Below are 20169 nucleotides of genomic sequence, written 5' to 3'. Positions count from 1 at the left end.
GAGCCGCCGGAGCCGCTAGGCGAAGGCGTGTCGAGACCAACAGAGTCGACTGTGTTGGTCTCGACACCGCTCGCTGCGCTCGCGGGCTCGACCGACGGTTGCTGGTCACATCCGGAAGACACCAAAGTTCATCGCCCCCTCGATCTCCTTCGTCGCGATGGCGGAGAGGCAGAGGCCGAGCACGGTTCTGGTGTCACGCGGGTCGATGACCCCGTCGTCGTAGCCGAGGCCGGAGAGGAACATCGGCAGCGACTGCTCCTCGACCATCCCCTCGACCATCTCCTTGACGCCCTTGAACCCCTCGGCGTCGAAGACCTCACCCTTCTTCTCGGCCGACTCGCGGGCGACGATCTCCATCACGCCGGCGAGCTGGGCCGGACCCATCACCGCGGACTTGGCGGAGGGCCAGGTGAACAGGAAGCGAGGGTCGTACGCACGGCCGTTCATGCCGTAGTTCCCGGCGCCGTAGGAGGCGCCCATGATCACGGTCAGGTGCGGGACGGTGGAGTTGGAGACGGCATTGATCATCAGGGCGCCGTGCTTGATGATGCCGCCCTGCTCGTACTCCGTGCCGACCATGTAGCCGGTGGTGTTGTGCAGGAACAGCAGCGGGGTGTCCTTCTGATTGGCGAGCTGGATGAACTGCGCCGCCTTCTGAGCCTCCTCCGACATGAGTACGCCGCGCGCGTTGGCGAGGATGCCGATCTCGTAGCCGTGCAGCCGGGCCCAGCCGACGCAGAGGCTCGATCCGTAGAGAGGCTTGAACTCGTCGAACGGCACCTCGTTGTCGGGGCCGGTCCCGTCGACGATCCGGAGGATCGCGTCACGTGGGTCGAAGGGCTCCTTGAGGTCGGTCGGGATCAGGTCGAGCAGGCCATCGGGATCGAGCTCGGGCTCGTAGCTCGCCTTCGGCTCGGGCCCGCGCTTGCGCCAGTTGAGCCTGGCCACGACGCGTCGCGCCTGCCGGATCGCATCGTGCTCGTCGATCGCGAGGAAGTCGGAGGAGCCGGAGATGCGCGAGTGCATCTCGGCCCCGCCCAGCGACTCGTCGTCCGTGTCCTCACCGGTCGCCATCTTCACCAGCGGCGGCCCGGCCAGGAAGACCTTCGCGCCCTCCTTGACCATGATCACGTAGTCGCTCATGCCGGGGACGTACGCACCTCCGGCCGTGGAATTGCCGAAGACCACCGAGATGGTCGGCTGCTTACGGGCGGAGGCCCTTGTCAGGTCGCGGAAGCCCTTGCCGCCCGGGATGAAGATGTCCTTCTGCGTGGGCAGATCGGCGCCGCCGGACTCGGTCAGGTTGATCGTCGGGAGACCGTTCTTCTCGGCGATCTCGGCCGCCCGGAAGGAACGCTTGAGGGAGTAGGGGTTGAGTGCGCCGCCCTTCACCGTCGGGTCGTTGGCGACGATCATGCACTCGACGCCCTCGACCACACCGATGCCGGTGATGATCGAGCCGCCGACCGGGAAGTCGCTGCCCCAGCCGATCAGCGGCTGGGTCTCGAGGAACGGGCTGCCCTCGTCCAGGAGCAGCTCGATCCGCTCGCGGGCGAGGAGCTTGCCGCGGGCCTTGTGGCGGGCGACGTACTTCTCGCCGCCGCCGGCTGCCGCCTTCGCGTGCTCCGCGTCGAGGGCCTCGATCTTCTCGAGGAGGGCTTCTCTGTTCCCACCGCTGGTCGAGCCGCCGGAGCCGCTAGGCGGAGGCGTGTCGAGACCAACAGAGTCGTTTCCGGTCATCGGTCCAGTCCCAACAGTTTGGCCGCCAGGTCGGTCATCACTTCGGTGGCTCCTCCTCCGATCGGCAGGATCCGGGCGTCGCGGTAGTGCCGCTCGACCTCGGTCCCGTGCATGTATCCCGTCCCGCCGTGGAGCTGGACGGCCTGGTCGACGACCCAGGTACAGGCCTCGACCGCTGTCTGCTTGGCCAGCGCCGCCTCGGCGATCGTCTGTTGTGTCGAGCCTTCGCGGTCGTAACGGGCGACGACCGCGTGCGTGTAGGCCTTGGCGACCTCGACCTGCCGGTGCATCTCGACGAGCTTGTGGCGTACGACCTGACGCTTGATCAGCGGCTCACCGAACGTCTCCCGCTGGCGGCAGTAGTCGGCGGTGAGCGCCAGGCAGCGGGCGGCGGTGCCGTAGCCCTGCACGGCCAGCGCGATCCGCTCGGTCACGAACGCCTCGGCGATGTAGACGAACCCGGCGTTCTCGTCGCCGACGAGGTTGGCGGCCGGGACGCGTACGTCCTCGAAGGCGAGCTCCGCGGTGTCAGAGCAGTGCCAGCCCATCTTGGCGAGCTTGCGCGTGACCGTGAAGCCGGGGGTGTCCTTGTCGATCACGAGCAGGCTGATGCCGCCGGCGCCCTTCCCGCCCGTGCGGACGGCGGTGGTGACGAAGTCGGCGCGCACGCCGCTGGTGATGAACGTCTTCGCGCCGTTGACGACGAGCTCGTCGCCGTCGCGGGTTGCGGTCGTGCGGAGGTGTGCGACGTCGGAACCGCCGTCGGGCTCGGTGATCGCGAGGCTGCCGATCTTCTCGCCCGCCAGCGTCGGCTTCACGTAGGTGTCGATGAGGTGGGGCGAGCCGTGCTTGGCGATGTGCGGCAGCGCGATCCCGTGGGTGAACAGGCCCGCGAGCAGGCCGGAGGAGGCGCCCTCGGACATCAGTCCCTCGGTCACCGCGACCGTGTCGGCCAGTCCGCCGCCCTCGCCGCCGGCCTCTTCGGGGAAGCCGATCCCGAGCAGACCCTGCTTCGCGGCGGCCTTGTGGAGCTCCCGCGGGATCTCCTGGTTGTCCTCCCACTCCTGAAGATCGGGGAAGACTTCACGGCGGGCGAACTCGGCGCCCAGCTCGAACAGGTCGTCGGTCATCGGATCGCCTCCGAGTTGCCGTCGTCAGGACGGAGATTTAGGGGCATGTCGACAAATCGGCTCCGCGCCCACTCGCCCAGCCCTTTCGCCTGCGGGTCGAACCGGGTCGATGCGGCCACACCCTCCCCGAGCAGGTCGTGGATGACGATGTTCACGCCCCGCAGGTGCGGCAGCGGCGTGATGTCGATGGCCAGGTCCTCGGCCTCGGGCAGCAGCTCCCGCACCCACTGTGGGGTGACGGTGTCCAAGAGCCACTCGACAGCAGCCTCCGGCCGTCCCTGCGGCACCCAGAGCCCGAGGTTGGCGTCGCCGCCCTTGTCCCCGGATCTCGCGTAGACCAGCTCTCCCAGCTCTCTCCGAGACGTCGCCCCCGTCGGCCGAGACGTCGCCCCGGTCGTACGAGACGTCACTCCCGTCGATGCGCGTGACGTCTCGGCCGACGCGCGTGACGTCTCGGCATAGGCGAGGGGGGACGGAACCTCGTAGGTCGAACCGTCGGGGAGGTGGACGGTCTCCGGGGCGCGGTCGCGCCGGACGTACGCAGCTTTGTAGATGCCGAACGGAGACGGCCGCCCCGGGGGCGCGGTGACGTGGAAGCCCGGGTAGGAGGCGAGCGCCAGCTCGATGGCCGGAGCCGTCAGTGCGCGTCCGACGGCATCGGCATCCGCCGCCCGCGCTGAGAGCCGCAGGATGCAGGCGGCTCCCTCCTCGGTCGGCGAGTCGGGCGCGGGGATGCGGTAGGTGGACCAGGTGTAGTCGGGACCGATCGGGAGCTCGGCGTCGAGCTGGTCACGCAGCCAGGCGGCCTTGGCGTCGATGTCGGGGCCGGTGAGGACGAACTCGGCCGAGTTGCGGTAGCCACCGAGCGAGTTGACCGCGACCTTGAGGGTCGCCGGCGGCGGGGTGCCCGTCACGCCGGTGATCGCGACCCGGTCGATCCCGACCTCCTCCAGACGGATCGAGGTGAGGTCGGTCGTCACGTCGGGACCGAGGTAGAGCGGACCCTGGATCTCGTAGAGCAGCTGTGCGGTGACCGTGTCGACCGTGACCGTGCCGCCGGTCTCGTCCTGCTTGGTGATGATCGAAGAGCCGTCCACGGCGATCTCGGCGACCGGGAATCCCAGCGGCCGTGCGCGGGCCTGCGGCGACATGGTCAGGAACCCGGAGAAGTTGCCGCCGGTGGCCTGGGTGCCGCACTCGATCACGTGCCCGGCGACCACGGCACCGGCGAGCTCGTCGTAGGAGTCGCGCTTCCAGCCGTGGTGGGCGATCGCCGGCCCGACGACGACGCTCGCATCAGTGACGCGACCGGTGACGACGATGTCGGCGCCGGCGTCGAGCGCGTGCGCGATCCCGAAGGCACCGAGGTAGGCGTTGGCGGTCAGTGCGTCGGGGTGGGAGTCGAGGCGACCGCGCAGATCGTCGCCGTCGACATAGGCCACCTTGGCGCGGGTCCCGAGCGCCTCGATGGCGGCCGCGAGACCGGCGGGGTTGAGCCCGCCGGCGTTGGAGACGATCTTGACGTCTCGCTGCAGGGCGAGGTCGAGGCTGTCCGCGACCTGACGCAGGAAGGTCTTGGCATAGCCCGTCGTCGGGTCCTTGAGCGTGTCCTTGCCCAGGATGAGCATGGTGAGCTCGGCGAGGTAGTCCCCGGTGAGCACGTCGAGCCGACCGCCCTCAAGCATGTCGCGCATCGCCGAGAACCGGTCACCGTAGAAGCCGGAGCAGTTGCCGATGGTGATCACTTCTTGGGCCTCCCGCCCCCGGTGGGCCCGGCGAACGCCTGGGCGATGCTCAGCCACTTCTCGGCGTCGTCCCCGGTGGTCTCGAGCGCGGTGTCGTCGCGGTGGATGCGCTGGGTGACGAGCCGGGCGAAGTCGTACGCCGGGCCCCGGACGCTCTGCGCCGCGTCCTCCGGCCCCCACTCCCACACCTCACCGGACGGTGCGGTGAGCTCGACGCGGAACGGCTCGGAAGGCGGCGTCAGGCCCTGCACTCCGTAGGAGAAGTCGCGGGTGCGAGTGCCTAGGTGGCAGACGTGCTTGATGCGGTCGCTGGGCTCGTAGGTGTGGCCGAGCGCTTCACGCACGTCCAGCCCGTGGGCCCACGTCTCCATGAACCGCGCGGTCGCCATCGACGCCGGTGACATCGGCGGCCCGAACCAGGGCAGCTTCTGCCCGTCGGGGACGTTCGCGAGCGCCCCGGCGAGCTCGCCGCGTACGCCGTCCCAGTGCTGCAGAAGCTCCGTCGCCGGCATCGCGGCCATCGCCAGAGCGGACTCGTCGACGTAGCCCTCGGGGTTCTTGATGGCCTCGTTGACGAGCTCGTCCCACGCGGCCGCATCACCCGCCACCCACTCGGTCGCGGCGATCGCGGCCTCGTCGGTCCAGGCCAGATGGGCGATCTGGGCGGCGACGTCCCAGCCCGCGGCCGGCGTCGGCTCGCGCCAGCCCGCCTCACTCAGGCCCGCCACCACCTGGCGCAGCTCGAACCCCTCCATGGAGAGGTCCTCGAGAAGGGAATCCAGCAGGCTCACGCGGCCACCTCCGTAGCGCAAGCGCCAGGATACGGACGCGGCCGCCTGAGGCTCGTTGTCGTTCGCTGTCGCTCACTCATTGCAGCTCTCTTTCCAGGACCTCGGCCCAGTGATCGAGGATCCGCTCGCGTCGGGCGGCGTCGTCGGTAATCGTGTCAGCCAGAGCCAGGCCGCGGACGAGATCAAGCGTCGCTTGCACGAGCTCGCGCACACCGGGCTTCGACTCGTCCACGTCGAGCAGCTCGACCGTGGCCCGGTGGAGCTCGCGGCCGATGCGCTGCTCGAGCGGACCCACCGCCGCAGCCAGCTGCTCGTCGGTGCGGGCCGCGACCCACAGCTCCAGGGCCGCGGCGAAGACCGGCGAGGTGACCTGCTCGGCGAGCATGGCGAGCACGTGCCGCGTACGCTGCCCGCCCTCCGGAAGCGCGCCGGCAGCCTCTTTCAGCGCCTCGCCACGGGCTTCGGTGATGTGCTCGACGGCCGCCACGACCAGGTCGTTCTTGGCCGGGAAGTGGTGCAGCTGGGCCCCACGGGAGACCCCGGCCCGCTGGGAGACGAGCGTGGTCGAGGTGCCGGCGAAGCCGCGCTCGGCCAGCAGCTCCACGGTGGCGTCGAGGAGGCGGGCCCGCATCGCGCGGGTGCGCTGTTCCTGAGGGATCCGGGTGGCCTGGCTCACAGGCAGGCACTCTGCCGCTCCAGAAACAAACAGTCAACCCTGACTGTATATTTCTGAGACGACGACCTTGCAGGCGGAAGCGAAACGTCCGGAACCGCACCTAACGTCGGTCCCATGGCTATCGCACGCAATCCTCAGTGGGTCATCGACTGTCCCGACACGGCAGCCCTGGCCACCTTCTACGCACAGCTCCTCGGATGGGAGTCCAAGGTCGACGACGACGGCGGCTGGGCCAGCGCCTGGGGCGACGGCGGATCGCTGGACTTCCAGCGCGTCGACAACTACCGGGCCCCGCAGTGGCCCGGCCAGGACGTACCTCAGCAGACGCATCTCGACGTCACCGTCGACGACCTCGACAAGGCCGAGGCCGAGGTCCTCGAGATCGGCGCCACCAAGCACGAGGTCCAGCCCGGCGAGAGCTTCCGCGTCTTCCTCGACCCCGCCGGCCACCCCTTCTGCCTCTGCCGGGCCTGACTCCCGCCGAGTCGGCAGAAATGGCGTGCCGAGAATGCAGTTGTGGGGGGGGGGGGGGGGGGGGGGGGGGGGGCGGGGGGGGGGGGGGGGGGGGGGGGCGGGGGGGCGCGGGGCGCGGGGGGGGGCCCCCCCCCCCCCCCGCCCCCGGCCCCCCGCCCCGGCCGCCCTGGCTCGCAAGTTGTGGCGTACGCTTTCGTTTTGTGCGCCCCCAACACCCGGCCCCCCCCCCCCCACAACTGAGGATTCGGCCCGCCACAGGTGCTTATTCGACGCGGGCCACCATCGGCAGCCGACCGCGGGTGGTGACCGCGACGATGAGCGCGATCAGCAGGGGCAGCCCGACGACCACGATGCCGACGAGCTCCCACGGGATCTCGAGGTAGTGCGCGGCGACGCTGTCGCGTTCCGGCCAGCCCTCGGTGGTGATCGGAAAGCTGATCGCGATCCCCGGAACGAACCCGATGAGGGCTCCCGGGACGGCCCCGAGAAGCGTCACGACCAGGGCGTACGAGGCAGCGACCCCGCGTCGCGTACGCGTCCTGGCGCCGACCGCCGACAACGTCGCCAGGTCGGGGCGGGCGTCGTTGAGCGCCAGGTGCGTCGCGGTCAGCGCGCCACCGATCATCAGCACTGCCCCCAGGGTGACCAGGAGCAGCCAGACGATCACGGCGGTGTCCGTCTCCTGGTAGCCGCGCTCGACCAGGATCGTCGTCGGGAACTGCCCGGCGGCCAGGGCCTCGTCGAGGTCCGTCTCGGCATCGGCGCCGAGCCGGGCGTTCTCGATGTAGAGGCCCAGGACCCGCGGTTCGACACCGAGCTTCTGCGCCATCCCCGGCGTCACGACCGCGTACGCCGGCGAAGCCCGCTCACCGACGTCGAGGTAGGTCGCCGGCACCTCGACGGTGACTGCGTCGCGATCCGTCTGCTCCTCCTCCGACCACTCCTTGATGACCAGTCGCGCGGACTGCTGCGAAGACCTCAGCTCGTCGTCGGTGGTGAACACCACCGCACCGGAGGACCGCAGGGTCTCGGTGGCAGCGGCGGCGTCGCGCTCGGAGAGCGACCGCGCCACGGCCGGCGGGAGGGTGCCGTCGGCGTCGGCGACGACGAGGTCCCCGAACTCGCCGATGGTGGTGTCGAGCGGGATCGACCCACCATCGCCGGTCTCGACGGCGACGTACTGCCCGTCGGCCTCGGTCGTCGCACCGTACGTGAGTGCCGCGCTCGCTCCCGGGATGGCCTTCTCGACCTGCGCGGCGACGTTCTCCCACCGCGCTCTCGTCGCGTCCGGGTCGACGTCGCCCCCGGCGGCGCTGTGCCGCGGATGCACCACGGCGTCGCCGATGGCGAAGGAGGGCAGGTAGCTCTCCTGGTTCTGCTCCTGATCGCTGCTGAACGCGATCCCGAGCGTGACCACACCGACCACCGTCACCGCGATCGCACCGGCAGCCGGCACCGTCCGGGTGCGGTGCCGATCGGCGTCGCGGGTCGCGAACCGGATCACCAACGGCAGCCGAGCACTGAACCGCGCTGCCGCGGACACGAGGGCGGGAAGGATGAACAGCACCCCGGCGACGCAGAGCAGTACGCCGAGAGCGATCGGGATCCCGCTGAGCGCGTTCCGGGTGCCGAAGGCCGCCGATGCGACCCCGGCGGCCACGAGCACGAGGCCGATGATCGGCGAGCGCCGCGAGGGCAGGCTCTCGGACCGCCGCCCGGACAGTACGCCGACGACGTTCTGTCGCGAGGCGATCCAGGCCGGGACGATGGCCGCGCAGATCGCGGCCGCGAAGCCGATGACCGCGACCGCCAGGACCTGCAGCCACGGCACCTCGAACGGGCCGAACCACGCCGAGACCTGGTCCTGAGCCAACGGCTGGAGCAGCCGCGCCAGCCCGACCCCGAGGACGGCACCGACGACAGCCGCGACAGCACCGATGACGATCGCCATCCCGAGCAGGACACGCCGGGACTGTCGAGCGGTCCCTCCCGAGGCCGCGATCAGGGCCAGGTCGCGCGCCTGGCGCCGGGCCGCGACCGCGAACGCCGGCCCGGCGAGCAGGACCACCTCGAGGATCACCATGACGACGATGAGGACGAGGACCACGAGCTCGGACGCGTCCGGGGCGCCCATGGGCGGACGGAGCTCCTTGTCGGCCGCGCGGGCCGCTGCCGGCGGGTCCATGACGACCGAGCGCGAGAGCACGAAGGCACCCGCCGCATTCAGGTCCTCGATGTCGGACCAGGTCACCGGTCCACCGCCGACCAGCCAGGTCGAACGTTCGCTGGTGTAGTCCACCGGCAGGTTTTGCCCGGCGATGAAGGGGTCGTTGCGTACGTCCGCCGACTCGACGATCCCGACGATCTTGCGCGTCTCGTCGGTGTCGCCGTTGGGGATCAGCAGCTCCTCGCCGATGCCCGGACCACGGAACGCGAGGTCGGAGTTGACCACGACCTCGTCCGGGCTCTGCGGGAGTCGTCCGTCGGTCAGCCGGACCAGCCCGGCGGCGAGCGGGTCGTTCAGATCCGTCTGCAGACCGCTGGCCCAGGTGACCCCCTTGTCCGTGCGTACGTCGAAGGTCTGGTCCTCGGCCGCGAGCAGCGGACGGTCCCCGATGACGGCCCTCACCCCCGCCGCGTCGAGCGGGTCGGCGTCGGACTCGTCCAGCCATTCGGACGCGTTCTCGGGATCGATGCCCTGCCGCACCGAAGCGGAGCCCTGGACGTCGATGCTGGCCGCGGCCTCGGTGCCGAGCCGGCGGTCGAGACCTTCCACGGTGTCGACGTCATAGGTCCGGTACGTCACCGCGACCGCGGTCACGCCCGCCACCGGCAGCGCGATCATCAAGACGACCAGCAGGCTGCGCCACTTCGCCCGCCGGGCCTCCCGTTGCCCGAGGCGGAGGGCGAGCCGCCAGCCGCCGAGGCCGCCGCTCATGCCGCCGCCTCCGTCGCAGAGAGCGAGGAATACGGACGCGGCGGCCTGAGGCCTGTTGTCGCTCGCTGTCGCTCGCTCATGCCTCCACCTCGTCCACGAGCACCGTGCTCGGCGTCTCGCCGGCCTCGTCGACGACGAGCCCGTCGCGTACGTAGATCACCCGGTCGGCCCAGCTGGCGTAGCGCGGCTCGTGGGTGACGAGCACGCCGGCCGCGCCCGCGTCGCAGCGCGCGCGGATCAGCTTGAGGATGTCCTCGCCGGTCTCGGTGTCGAGGGCGCCGGTCGGCTCGTCGGCCAGGATCAGTCGGCGATTGCCGACGATCGCCCGGGCGATCGCGATCCGCTGCCGCTGCCCGCCGGACATCTCGTCGGGGAACCGGTCGGCGAAGCCGTCGAGCCCGACCTCCTCGAGCGCCTTCCGCGCCGCGTCCCGCGCCGGGCGGCGCCCGGCGCCGTCGAGCTCCAACGGCAGCGCGACATTCTCGGCGGCGGTCAGCGCCGGGATCAGGTTGAAGTCCTGGAAGACATAGCCGATCGACGTACGCCGCAGCTTGGCGCGCCCGCTGACCCCGGCCTCGTCGAGATCCTGGCCGTCGACGCGCACCGACCCGGAGGTCGGTGAGTCGAGGCCGCCGGCGATGGTCAGCAGCGACGACTTCCCGGAGCCGCTCGGCCCCATGATCGCGACCAGCTCACCGGCGTACGCCGCGAGGCTGACGCCACGCAGGGCGTGCACCTCGGCGGCACCGGTGCCGTGGACGCGGCTCACGTCGGTGAGCCGGAGGACGGGTTCACTCATCGGTGGACTCCTTGGTCGAGGTGGTGCCCGGCTTGACGGGCGTGGCGTGGGTGCGGCGGCTCAGCCGCTCGCGGGCGTCGGCGAGCCAGCGGTTCTGGTCGTGGCTGAGGCGGCGCAGGTCGTGGGCGAGAGCGGCGTTCATCGGCCCGCTCCGTCGACGGGGTCCGGAGCGGTGCTCGACGCGGCCGCCCGGCGGAGCCGGGCCTCGCAGTGGTCGAGCCAGCGGATCTCGGCCTCGGCCGCGAAGATCAGGCGATCGAGGACCAGCCCGCCGGCGAGGTCCTCGCCGGCTCCGGATCGCGACTGGCGGCGGTATCCCTGGAGCGCCTGCATCGTCGCGTTGCGCTGCTGCTGGACGACCTTGCCGACGTCCACGCTCGGCACCGCGACCGCGACCGCGAGCTTGATCGCGAGCTCGTCGCGCTGTGGCTGCGTACGCTCCACCGGAGTGTCGAACCACCCCTGCACCTCGACCCTGCCGGCCTCGGTGAGCTGGTAGAGGGACCGTCCCTCCGCGTCGGTCCCTCCCGCCTCCACGAGGCCGTCACGCTCGAGTCGCGACAGGGTCGTATAGACCTGCCCGACGTTCAGCGGCCAGCTGGCCCCGGTGCGCTGCTCGAACTCGGCGCGCAGCTCGTAGCCGTAGCGCGGCTTCTCCAGCAGCGCCAGCAGTGCGTGTTTCACGGACACTCGATCACCTCCCTTGATTACTTACTGAGTATGTATATACCGAGTATGCATCCAAGGGCAAGCCGAAATTCCGCTGCCGATGCCTCCCCTTGCATGAAACAATTCCGCGGCCGGTTCGGGTCGGCATCCACCAGCCACCTGACCAAGGGACAAGAAGTGTCACGTCATGGACGTGTCGTCGCGCTGGCCGCGGCGTCACTCGTTCTCGGCGGGGTGAGCGTCATCCCGATGACCTCGTACGCCGCCGAACCCGACCCGATCGCGACCTACAAGGACCGCACCGGCGTCCCCCTGACCATCCATCGGAACACCACCGGCGACGCAGACTTCATCGGCGCGAAGAGCGACGCGGCCGAGCCGCTGGGTGCCTCGGTCGCGCCCGGCAAGGCCGCCCGGACCCAGCTCACCCGGGCCGGCGAGGCCCTCGGCACCGACGACCTCGACCTCCGCGAGCAGAACACCACCGCAGCCGTCGGCGGCGGCTCGGTCACCCGGTTCGACCAGTACGTCGATGGCCTCCCGGTCCTCGGCGGCGAGGTCGTCGTCGGCCTCGATGAGGAGCGCGGGCTCAACTCCGCAGCCACCAGCCTCTCCGACGCCACCTCGGCGCCGGAGGCGAACGTCAGCCGCGCCTCGGCGGCCGCGGCCGCCACAAAGATCGTCACCAAGGCCCACCGCAGCACCACCAACCGGCTCACCGTCGAGGACCAGGGTGTCTGGCTCTACGACGACGAGCTCGTCCGCGGCCCGCAGGTCGGCACCGCCAGCGTCCGCCGGCTCACCGTGACCGACGGCTCGGCCATCCGCGAGACCGTCCTGGTCGACGCGACCAGCGGCCGCGTTCTCATGCGGGTCGACGAGATCGCGCACGCCAACCGCCGCATCTGCGACTGGCAGAACACCCGCACGGCGACCACTGTCCCCCAGGAGTGCGGCACGTCCAGCACTCGCGTCGCCCGCCGCGAGGGCGACGCGGCCACCGGTGTGACCGAGGTCGACGCTGCGTACGACATCGTCGGCGCCACCGCCGAGATGTACGCCGGCCTCGGCATCGACCTCACCGACCTGCTCGGCTGGCAGTCGGGCGGTACGGCGAAGGCAATCACCGCCAACGTCCGCTACTGCGACCCGGCTGAGGCCTGCAGTGCGGCTTCCCCCTACAACAACGCCTACTGGAACGGTCAGGAGTTCTTCGCCGGCGGCGGCATGGGCAGCGACGACGTGATCGCCCACGAGCTGACTCACGGTGTCGTCGAGCGCAGCTCGAACCTCTTCTACTGGTTCGAGTCCGGCGCGATCAACGAGTCGATGGCCGACGTCATGGGCGAGATCCTCGACCACCGCTACGCCACCGCCGACGACAGCCCGACCGACTGGCGCATCGGCGAGGACACCCGCCTCGGCGCGTTGCGCGACATGGCCGACCCGACGATCCTCGACCAGCCCGACCGGATGACCAGCGCGCTGTGGGAGGCCGACGAGAACAGCCTGTACGCCGACAACGGCGGCGTACACACCAACAGCGGCGTCGGCAACAAGACCGCGTACCTGATCTCCCAAGGCGGCACGTTCAACGGCCGCACGATCACCGGCATCGACGGCGCTGACGCGAGCCTGCAGAAGACCGCCACGCTCTACCTCTACGCGATCCAGCATCTCGTCTCCGGAAGCCAGTACGCCGACCTCGGCCGCACGTTGGCCAGCGGCTGTGACGTGCTGGTTGCTGCCGGCACCTCCGGCTTCACCGCTGAGGACTGCGCCCAGGTCCGGCTCGCCACAGCGGCGACCGAGCTTGCCAAGTCACCGACCAAGGTCGGCGCGGTCCGTCCGGCAGACGCCCCGAACACCTGCCCCGCAGGCAGCCTGAACAAGGCCGCGATCACCACCCCGTCGCTCAGCCGCGGGGTCCTGTGGACCCAGGCTCCCGATCCCTCGGTCGGCGTCCCCGCCAACGACCGCGACGGCAACGGCTCCGAGTTCGGCTGGGACCCCGACCCGGCGGCATACGGTGACCCGACGGCAAGCATCCTGTCGACCAGCGCCTTCAAGGTGCCGTCGGGCAAGCGGACCTACGTCCGCTTCTCCCAGTGGCACCTGTTCGAGTGGTATCCGGCTACGCCCGACCACCCGACGGTGCACATCGATGGCGGCGAGGTCCGGCTCGTCATCGACGGCAAGGCGACCGCGATCCCGGCCTCGGCGTGGGTCAACGGGCCCAAGCAGAAGCTGCTGCTCAGCAACCCGGACAAGCCGTTGTCCGGCTTCGGCGGCGACTCGAACGGCTGGACCGCCTCCCGGGTGGACCTCTCCTCGTTCGCCGGCAAGACTGTCCAGTTCCAGTGGGTCGTACGCGGCGACGAGTCGGATGCGTTCATCGGCTGGTTCATCGACGAGCTGGAGCTCTACAGCTGCACCCCGCAGACGATCGCGAACACGGCCGTGCCGAAGGTCGGCGGCACCCAGCGGGTCGGCTACACGCTGACCGCGTCGAAGGGCTCCTGGAGCCCGACCGCGACCAGCTGGCGCTACCAGTGGCTGCGCAACGGTGCCGCGATCAGCGGAGCCACCGGGGCGACGTACAAGCTGACCGGGGCGGACCACGCCCGGAAGATCCAGGTCAGGGTCACCGCCTACTCGTCCTCCTGGCCCGCGGCCAACCCAGGGGTCAGGACGAGCGCGGCGACCGGTGCGATCAGCGCGGGCTACCTCAGCTCGGCGACACCGAAGATCACCGGCACCAAGGCCGTAGGCCGGCTGCTGACCGCGACCCGAGGCACGTGGAGCCCGTCCGGCATCACGTTCTCCTACCAGTGGCTGCGCAACGGCAAGGTCATCAAGGGAGCCACCGGCAAGACGTACCGGCTCAAGACGGTCGACCGCGGCGACCGGATCCGAGTCCGCGTGACCGGCCGCAAGACCGGTTACTACACGAAGGTGCGCACCTCCGCAGCAACCAGCGTGATCCGATGACCCTCCCCGACGGTGACGGCGACCTCAGCCGTCATCGTCGGGTCGGCCGGGGTGCAGCAGCAGATCGACCTCGTCGATGACCATGTCGGTCACGACACCGGCGGCGAGACCGTCGATCCGGATGCCCTCGATGGCGGCCGTGAGGCCATCGGGCCCGGTCAGTCGCGACGCGGGACGCGCGCGGACCGCGTCGGAGACCCGTCGCTCCAGCGCCGTGTGCAGGACCGCGCGCGGGTCGATGTACGCCGCCCCGACCCGAGGCGGGTCGACCTCGACGGTGAAGGTCGCGAGGACGCGTACGTCCTGGGCGTCGGCGGTCCGGGTCCGGACGACGATCGCGATCTCCATCGGGCCGGTCGGCCACTCGAGCACCTCGTGGAAGCCCGGGACCGCCAAAGTCATCGAGTCGGAGGCGATCCGGACGATCCGCCGGTGCCTGGTCACGACCAGGCACTCACCACGGGGCGCCCGACGTACCAACGAGGCCGCCACGAGGACGACCGCGATCGCCGCGATCACCAGAACCGTCGCCATCTCCCCCATGGCTTCGAGTCTTCTCGGCCCGCAGCCGATTTCGAATGGGCGCTGCCACCCATTCGAGAACGGCGAACCGGCACGGTTCCTTCACAGGATCCGTGCCGGTTCACCACATGTGCCGTAGGTCAGGCGGGGAAGCCTTCACCCTTCGCCGCGAGGTCGCGGAGGTACTGCGTGGGGCGGAACCGCTCGCCGTACGTCTCGGCCAGCTCGTCGGCACGGGCCAGGAAGGCGTCGATGCCGATCGAGCCGTCGGCGGCCTCGTAGCCGGTGATGAACTGGGCCGCACCACCGGTCTGCGGCGGGAAGCCGATGCCGAAGATGGAGCCGATGTTGGCGTGCGCGGCGGAGGTGATGACGCCCTCCTCGAAGCACTTCGCCGTCTCCAGGGCCTCGATGAAGAGCATCCGCTCCTCGGCGTCCCGGATCGGGATCTGCTTCTCGGCGACCGGGAACACGCTGCCGAGGTCGGCCCAGATCGAGCCGCGCTTGCCGTCGGTGTAGTCGTAGAAGCCGGCACCCTTGAGCTTGCCGGAACGACCCGCCTCGATGAGCGGGTTGAGCACCTTCTCCGTGGTGGTCGGCTCCTCGATGCCGGCGGCCTCCCGGGTCGTCCGAGCGATCTTGACCATGAGCTCGTGGTTGAGCTCGTCGGCGATCTGCAGCGGCCCGACCGGGAATCCGGCCTGGGTCGCGGCACGCTCGAGCGAGTAGGGCGCGAAGCCCTCGGCGAGCAGCTCCAGGCCCTCCTGGATCTGGGTGCCGATGACGCGCGAGGTGTAGAAACCGCGGCTGTCGTTGACCACGATCGGGGTCTTCTTGATCTGCTGGACCACGTCGTACGCCTTGGCCAGCGCGACATCGTTGGTCTCGGCGCCGCGGATGATCTCGACCAGCGGCATCTTGTCGACGGGCGAGAAGAAGTGCAGGCCGATGAAGTCGGCCGGGCGGTCGATGCCCTTGGCGAGCTCGGTGATCGGCAGGGTCGAGGTGTTGGAGCAGAGCACCGCGTCATCGTTGACGAACGGGGCGATCTCGCTGAAGACCTTCTGCTTCAGCGCGACGTCCTCGAAGACCGCCTCGACGACGACGTCGACACCGGCGAAGTCCTCCGGGGCGACGGTCGCGGTGATCCGGTTGAGGATCTCGTCGGCCTTCTCCTGGGTGAGCTTGCCGCGCGAGACGGCCTTCTCGTTGAGCTTGGCGGTGTACGCCTTCCCCTTCTCCGCCGACTCGATGGCGACGTCCTTGAGGACGACCTCGGCACCCGCACGGGCGAAGGAGTACGCGATGCCCGCACCCATCATCCCGGCGCCGAGCACACCCACCTTGGTGGCCTTGAACTTCTCGACGCCGTCAGGGCGCAGCGTGCCGGCGCCGATGGCGCCGAGGTCGAAGAAGAACGCCTGGATCATGTTCTTCGACTGCTGGCCGGTGACCAGCGAGACGAAGTAGCGCGACTCGATCCGGGTGGCGGTCTCGAAGTCGACCATCGCGCCCTCGACCGCGGCCGACAGGATCGCCTTCGGCGCACGCATGTCGGACTGCTTGAGCTGCTTGCGCAGGATCGGCGGGAACGCGGGCAGGAAGCCCGCGAGCGCCGGCGAGGTCGGCTTGCCACCAGGCATCTTGTAGCCGGGCTTGTCCCACGGCTGGGCGATCTCGTCGGGGTTGGCCTTGATCCACGCCTTCGCGGCGGGCACGAGCTCATCGGGGGAGGAGACCAGCTCGTGGATCAGACCCTTCTCGAGGGCAGCGGCGGGCTTGAACTTCGTGCCCTGGCCGAGGACGTCCATCAGCCCGGTCATGATGCCGAGGAGGCGTACGACGCGGGTGACGCCACCGCCGCCCGGGAGCAGACCGAGGGAGACCTCGGGCAGGCCGATGTCGTAGCGAGCGTCCAGGGCGATGCGGTGCTGCGCGGCCAGCGCGATCTCCAGACCGCCACCGAGGGCGGCGCCGTTGATCGCCGCGACGACCGGCTTGGGGAAGGTCTCCAGCTTGCGGAGGGTCGCCTTGATCGACTCGACCTCCTCGAAGACCTGGGCGCCGTTCTCCGGGCGCACCTGGATCATGTTCTTGAGGTCACCGCCGGCGAAGAAGGTCTTCTTCGCGGAGGCGATCACGACGCCGGTGACGTCGTCAGCTTCGGCGTACAGCTTCTCGACGGCCTCCGCCATCGAGGTCTTGTACAGCTCGTTCATGGTGTTGGCCGACTGGTTCGGGTCGTCCAGGGTCAGCGTGACGATGCCGTCGGCATCGCGGTCATAGCGGACTGCGGTCTCGCTCATCTGTCTTCCTTCAAGTCTGTGTCGGGCACGGCCCGGGATGTTCACCGAGGTACCTCGGTCAGCTGTCGCTTCCTTCGCGGAGTTCCACGAGGGAAGTGGGCGCTCACCGAGTTACCTCGGTGAGCATTCGCGGGCTAGACCAGCTCGACGATCGTCGCGATACCCATGCCGCCACCGACGCACAGCGTGGCGAGACCGCGCTGCTTGCCCTGACGCTCGAGCTCGTCGACCAGGGTGCCGAGGATGATGGCACCGGTCGCGCCCAGCGGGTGACCCATGGCGATCGCGCCGCCGTTGACGTTGGTGACCGACTCGTCGATGCCCATGTCCTTCATGAACCGCATCGCGACCGCGGCGAACGCCTCGTTGATCTCGAACAGGTCGATGTCGTCGACGGTGAGACCGGCCTTGGCCAGCGCCTTGCGCGAGGCCGGAGCGGGGCCGGTGAGCATGATCGTCGGGTCGGCGCCGGAGACAGCGGCCGAGATGATCCGGGCACGCGGGGTGAGCCCGTTGGCCTTGCCGGCCTCCTCGGAGCCGATCAGCATCAGAGCCGAGCCGTCGACGATGCCGGAGGAGTTTCCGGCGTGGTGGACGTGGTCGATCTTCTCGACCCAGTGGTACTTGGCCAGCGCGACGTCGTCGAAGCCGGCCTCCTGGCCCTGCTGGAGGAAGGACGGCTTGAGGCCGGCCAGGGTCTCGGCGGTGGTGCCGGGGCGGATCAGCTCGTCGTGGTCGAGGACGGTCAGGCCGGTCTGGTCGACGACCGGGATGACGGCGTCCTTGAAGTAGCCGTTCTCCCACGCGGCGGCCGCGCGGGCGTGGGACTGGGCGGCGTAGCGGTCGACGTCCGCGCGGCTGAAGCCCTCGAGCGTCGCGATCAGGTCGGCGCCAATTCCCTGCGGGACGAAGCCGGTCTTGAGCGCGGTGTCGGGGTCCTGCGCCCAGGCGCCGCCGTCGCTGCCCATCGGCGCCTTGCTCATCGACTCCACACCACCGGCGAGGATGAGGTCCTCGAACCCGCCGCGTACGCGGGAGGCGGCCTGGTTCACGGCCTCGAGGCCGGAGGCGCAGAAGCGGTTGAGCTGCACACCGGCGGTCGTCTCGGGGAGACCGGCCTTGATGGCGGCGGTCTTGGCGATGTCACCGCCCTGCTCGCCGACAGGGGTGACGACACCGAGGACGACGTCGTCGATCAGCGCCGGGTCGAGGTTGGGGTTCCGCTTGCGCGCCTCGTCGATCAGGCCGACCACCAGGTCGATCGGCTTGACCTCGTGGAGCGCTCCGGTCTTCTTACCCTTCCCGCGCGGCGTGCGCAGGTGGTCATAGATGAATGCTTCAGCCATGCGCCGATTGTGACACTAAAACTGTCACAGTCAACAGGGTGTTGCCCAAAGGTTCACGACAGATTGCGAGAAATCGTCCGGTTCACCGCGTCCTGGAAGCTCACCACGATGGCCTCGGTGGTCAGCTGCCGCAGCCGCGGGAGCACCTCCTCCAGGCGCGCCGCCTCTTCCGGGGTGTGATGGGTCCGCTTGAACGGGTCGATCACCTGGTCCCGCAGGATCGTGTTGAGCTCGGCGGCGAGGTCCGCCATGAGGCGCGAGGTCGCTGCGTACGCCGCGGCCAGCGCGTCCCGGGGCAGCCCCAGAGCGATCAGCTCGCGGCCGATCCTGGCCTGGATGTCGTCGGTCGGCTCGGTGGCCCAGGACGTGATCATGGCGCGCTGCATCGCGAGATCCTCCCGGGTGGTCTCGGCCGGGAGCCTGGCGAGATAGCGCTCGATCGCCTGCAGGGTGAAGCCGTGCTCCTGGAGCGCGGTGACCATGTCGAGGCGGGCGCGGTGCTCGGGGCCGTAGTAGGCGATCCGGCCGCGCCTGATCGCGGGCGGGATCAGCCCCAGGCTCGCGTAGTAGCGCGTCGTGCGCACCGACACCCCGGTGACGGTCGACAGCTCATCGATCGTCAGCAGCTCATCGGTCGTCTCGGTCATAGCCAGGGACCGTAGACCAAAGTGTTGCTACTTCGCCAGTGTTACTGTCACAGTTGCTCCGTCGGTGTCTTGCGTCACAGTCGTGAGCCCGATGAGATCGACCACCGACGAAGGAGTGTCATGCCCGCGAAGCCCACCATCTACGAAGCCGAGCACGAGGACTTCCGCGCGACAGCGAAGGCCTTCTTCGAGAAGGAGGTCGTCCCGTTCCACGACCAGTGGGAGAAGGACGGCATCGTCCCGCGCGAGCTGTGGAAGAAGGCCGGCGACACCGGGCTGCTCTGCTTCGACGTCGATGAGGAGTACGGCGGCCCCGGCATCAAGGATTTCCGGTTCAACTCGGTCCTCCACGAGGAGATGGCGAAGATCGGCGCCAGCGGGCCCGGCTTCTTCGTCCACACCGACATCATCGTCCCCTACATCTCCCACCTCGGGACCCCGGAGCAGAAGGCCCGGTGGCTGCCGGGCTGCGTCTCGGGCGACATCATCACCGCCGTCGCGATGACCGAGCCGGGCGCCGGCTCGGACCTCCAGGGCGTACGCACCACCGCGGTCGACAAGGGGGACCACTACCTCCTCAACGGCTCGAAGACGTTCATCTCCAACGGCATCAACGCCGACCTCGTCATCGTGGTCGCCAAGACCAACCCCGAGGCGGGCGCCCACGGCATCTCGCTGCTCGTGGTCGAGCGCGGCATGGAGGGCTTCGAGCGCGGCCGCAACCTCGACAAGGTCGGCATGAAGGCGCAGGACACCGCGGAGCTCTCCTTCACCGATGTCGTGGTCCCGAAGGAGAACCTGCTCGGCGAGGAGGGCTCCGGTTTCATCTCGCTGATGACCCTGCTGCCGCAGGAGCGCATCTCGGTCGCCTCGATCGCCGTCGCCGCGGTCGAGCAGGTCCTCGAGCTCTCCCTCGACTACGCCCGCACCCGCGAGGCCTTCGGCCGCCCGATCGGTCGCTTCCAGAACACCGCGTTCACTCTCGCCGAGATGGCCACCGAGGCCTACCTCGCCCGCCTCTTCCTCAACGACGCCGTCACCCAGCTCAACGCCGGCACCGCCGACACCGTCCTGGCGAGCATGGCGAAGTGGTGGACCACCGAGCTGCAGAAGAAGTTCGTCGACCAGGGCGTCCAGATCCACGGCGGCTACGGCTACATGATGGAGTACCCGATCGCCAAGGCGTTCGTCGACAGCCGCATCCAGACGATCTACGGCGGCACCACCGAGGTCCAGAAGCTGATCATCAGCCGCCACCTCGGCCTGTAACGCCCGGTCCTCGCTGGTCGAGCCGTGAGGCCGCCTGCGGCCGAGCGTGTCGAGACCAACACGGTCCCCTGTCGCGCTCGATGGGACCGTGTTGGTGGAGGAACGCCACCGCCCAGCGGCGGCGGG

At 69.7% G+C, this 20169-nt stretch carries 16 protein-coding genes; 3 read left to right on the top strand and 13 right to left on the bottom strand.

What is annotated here, in order from left to right:
- Positions 1-105: 105 nt before the first annotated feature.
- The 5 genes from ABZ796_RS11725 to ABZ796_RS11705 form a co-directional block, all read right to left on the bottom strand.
- Entirely contained in the window at positions 106-1740 is a 1635-nt protein-coding gene (locus ABZ796_RS11725; protein WP_357337065.1) for an acyl-CoA carboxylase subunit beta, read from the bottom strand.
- Positions 1737-2870 carry an acyl-CoA dehydrogenase family protein gene (locus ABZ796_RS11720; protein ID WP_357337064.1) on the bottom strand — a complete coding sequence of 378 codons (1134 nt, stop codon included), beginning with the start codon at positions 2868-2870 and terminating at the stop codon, positions 1737-1739. The genes ABZ796_RS11725 and ABZ796_RS11720 overlap by 4 nt, the downstream gene beginning before the upstream one ends.
- Positions 2867-4615 carry an acyclic terpene utilization AtuA family protein gene (locus tag ABZ796_RS11715; protein WP_357337063.1) on the bottom strand — a complete coding sequence of 583 codons (1749 nt, stop codon included), beginning with the start codon at positions 4613-4615 and terminating at the stop codon, positions 2867-2869. The genes ABZ796_RS11720 and ABZ796_RS11715 overlap by 4 nt, the downstream gene beginning before the upstream one ends.
- The gene (locus ABZ796_RS11710; protein WP_357337062.1) at positions 4612-5406 is read right to left on the bottom strand and encodes a TIGR03084 family metal-binding protein; all 795 of its coding nucleotides are present in this window, start codon (positions 5404-5406) and stop codon (positions 4612-4614) included. The genes ABZ796_RS11715 and ABZ796_RS11710 overlap by 4 nt, the downstream gene beginning before the upstream one ends.
- A 76-nt stretch (positions 5407-5482) precedes the next feature.
- Positions 5483-6082: a TetR family transcriptional regulator gene (locus ABZ796_RS11705; protein ID WP_357337061.1), complete on the bottom strand. Its 600-nt coding sequence runs from the start codon at positions 6080-6082 to the stop codon at positions 5483-5485.
- A 114-nt stretch (positions 6083-6196) separates the two neighbouring features.
- On the opposite strand from ABZ796_RS11705, the gene ABZ796_RS11700 reads away from it, so the two are divergent.
- Positions 6197-6556: a VOC family protein gene (locus ABZ796_RS11700; protein WP_357337060.1), complete on the top strand. Its 360-nt coding sequence runs from the start codon at positions 6197-6199 to the stop codon at positions 6554-6556.
- A gap of 262 nt (positions 6557-6818) precedes the next feature.
- Here ABZ796_RS11700 and ABZ796_RS11695 read toward each other — a convergent pair whose 3' ends face one another.
- The 4 genes from ABZ796_RS11695 to ABZ796_RS11680 all read right to left on the bottom strand — a co-directional run bounded on the left by ABZ796_RS11695 (position 6819) and on the right by ABZ796_RS11680 (position 10983).
- Positions 6819-9494 (bottom strand): ABC transporter permease, encoded by a 2676-nt coding sequence (locus tag ABZ796_RS11695; protein WP_357337059.1) that lies wholly within the window; start codon positions 9492-9494, stop codon positions 6819-6821.
- 76 nt (positions 9495-9570) lie between these two features.
- Positions 9571-10293, bottom strand: coding sequence for an ABC transporter ATP-binding protein (locus ABZ796_RS11690; protein WP_357337058.1), 723 nt, complete (start codon positions 10291-10293; stop codon positions 9571-9573).
- Positions 10286-10435, bottom strand: a complete 150-nt coding sequence (locus ABZ796_RS11685) for a hypothetical protein (protein ID WP_357337057.1) — start codon at positions 10433-10435, stop codon at positions 10286-10288. The genes ABZ796_RS11690 and ABZ796_RS11685 overlap by 8 nt, the downstream gene beginning before the upstream one ends.
- The gene (locus tag ABZ796_RS11680) at positions 10432-10983 is read right to left on the bottom strand and encodes a PadR family transcriptional regulator (protein ID WP_357337056.1); all 552 of its coding nucleotides are present in this window, start codon (positions 10981-10983) and stop codon (positions 10432-10434) included. The genes ABZ796_RS11685 and ABZ796_RS11680 overlap by 4 nt, the downstream gene beginning before the upstream one ends.
- A 156-nt stretch (positions 10984-11139) precedes the next feature.
- Here ABZ796_RS11680 and ABZ796_RS11675 point away from each other — a divergent pair, with 156 nt between their 5' ends.
- Positions 11140-13953 carry a M4 family metallopeptidase gene (locus ABZ796_RS11675; protein ID WP_357337055.1) on the top strand — a complete coding sequence of 938 codons (2814 nt, stop codon included), beginning with the start codon at positions 11140-11142 and terminating at the stop codon, positions 13951-13953.
- Between the two features lie 24 nt (positions 13954-13977).
- On the opposite strand, the gene ABZ796_RS11670 is transcribed toward ABZ796_RS11675, so the two are convergent.
- From ABZ796_RS11670 to ABZ796_RS11655, 4 genes are all read right to left on the bottom strand, one after another.
- Positions 13978-14496 (bottom strand): SPFH domain-containing protein, encoded by a 519-nt coding sequence (locus tag ABZ796_RS11670; protein ID WP_357337054.1) that lies wholly within the window; start codon positions 14494-14496, stop codon positions 13978-13980.
- 119 nt (positions 14497-14615) lie between these two features.
- Entirely contained in the window at positions 14616-16781 is a 2166-nt protein-coding gene (locus ABZ796_RS11665; protein WP_357337053.1) for a 3-hydroxyacyl-CoA dehydrogenase NAD-binding domain-containing protein, read from the bottom strand.
- A 134-nt stretch (positions 16782-16915) separates the two neighbouring features.
- Positions 16916-18127: an acetyl-CoA C-acetyltransferase gene (locus tag ABZ796_RS11660; protein ID WP_357337052.1), complete on the bottom strand. Its 1212-nt coding sequence runs from the start codon at positions 18125-18127 to the stop codon at positions 16916-16918.
- A gap of 53 nt (positions 18128-18180) precedes the next feature.
- Positions 18181-18774: a helix-turn-helix domain-containing protein gene (locus ABZ796_RS11655; protein ID WP_357337051.1), complete on the bottom strand. Its 594-nt coding sequence runs from the start codon at positions 18772-18774 to the stop codon at positions 18181-18183.
- Positions 18775-18894: 120 nt separating this feature from the next.
- Here ABZ796_RS11655 and ABZ796_RS11650 point away from each other — a divergent pair, with 120 nt between their 5' ends.
- Positions 18895-20043: an acyl-CoA dehydrogenase family protein gene (locus ABZ796_RS11650; protein ID WP_357337050.1), complete on the top strand. Its 1149-nt coding sequence runs from the start codon at positions 18895-18897 to the stop codon at positions 20041-20043.
- Positions 20044-20169: the final 126 nt, after the last annotated feature.

Origin of the sequence: Nocardioides sp. NPDC047086 (assembly GCF_040643685.1) — a bacterium.
Taxonomy (GTDB): Bacteria; Actinomycetota; Actinomycetes; order Propionibacteriales; family Nocardioidaceae; genus Nocardioides.
The sequence above is the reverse complement of the archived record's forward strand: the minus strand, read 5'-3'. Positions and strand labels throughout refer to the sequence as shown.

Bases quoted from the DNA above. Each gene is read 5' to 3' on its own strand.
- ABZ796_RS11725 (WP_357337065.1), bottom strand. From the start codon at position 1,740: ATGACCGGAAACGACTCTGTTGGTCTCGACACGCCTCCGCCTAGCGGC.
- ABZ796_RS11720 (WP_357337064.1), bottom strand. From the start codon at position 2,870: ATGACCGACGACCTGTTCGAGCTGGGCGCCGAGTTCGCCCGCCGTGAA.
- ABZ796_RS11700 (WP_357337060.1), top strand. From the start codon at position 6,197: ATGGCTATCGCACGCAATCCTCAGTGGGTCATCGACTGTCCCGACACG.
- ABZ796_RS11695 (WP_357337059.1), bottom strand. From the start codon at position 9,494: ATGAGCGGCGGCCTCGGCGGCTGGCGGCTCGCCCTCCGCCTCGGGCAA.
- ABZ796_RS11690 (WP_357337058.1), bottom strand. From the start codon at position 10,293: ATGAGTGAACCCGTCCTCCGGCTCACCGACGTGAGCCGCGTCCACGGC.
- ABZ796_RS11685 (WP_357337057.1), bottom strand. From the start codon at position 10,435: ATGAACGCCGCTCTCGCCCACGACCTGCGCCGCCTCAGCCACGACCAG.
- ABZ796_RS11670 (WP_357337054.1), bottom strand. From the start codon at position 14,496: ATGGGGGAGATGGCGACGGTTCTGGTGATCGCGGCGATCGCGGTCGTC.
- ABZ796_RS11665 (WP_357337053.1), bottom strand. From the start codon at position 16,781: ATGAGCGAGACCGCAGTCCGCTATGACCGCGATGCCGACGGCATCGTC.
- ABZ796_RS11660 (WP_357337052.1), bottom strand. From the start codon at position 18,127: ATGGCTGAAGCATTCATCTATGACCACCTGCGCACGCCGCGCGGGAAG.
- ABZ796_RS11655 (WP_357337051.1), bottom strand. From the start codon at position 18,774: ATGACCGAGACGACCGATGAGCTGCTGACGATCGATGAGCTGTCGACC.
- ABZ796_RS11650 (WP_357337050.1), top strand. From the start codon at position 18,895: ATGCCCGCGAAGCCCACCATCTACGAAGCCGAGCACGAGGACTTCCGC.